A 214-nucleotide genomic window follows, 5' to 3' on the forward strand; every position below is an offset into this window, starting at 1 on the left:
GATCGCGCGACCGCGCTGCTGGCGATGGAAGCGGCGACCGTCGATGACACCGAGGAGATCACCGAGGCGCGCGCGGCCTTGCGGCGCGACTATCAGAAGTACCTCGGCGCCTATGGACCGCTGAACAGGTACGGGCTGCGCCCGACCGGCCGCACGAACGACGCCGGTGACGCCACGTACGCGCGCATCGTCCCGACCCCGCTGCGCCTGCTGC

The 214-nt window shown here is 71.5% G+C and carries 1 protein-coding gene; it reads left to right on the top strand.

Going from position 1 to position 214, the window contains the following annotated elements; genetic code table 11:
- Nucleotides 1–214, top strand: a 214-nt coding sequence (locus tag DSP71_RS23945) for a hypothetical protein (RefSeq protein ID WP_258546454.1), incomplete at both ends; no start/stop codon positions are given.

It is taken from the genome of Microbacterium sp. H6, assembly GCF_003314775.1.
Classification (GTDB): domain Bacteria; phylum Actinomycetota; class Actinomycetes; order Actinomycetales; family Microbacteriaceae; genus Microbacterium; species Microbacterium oxydans.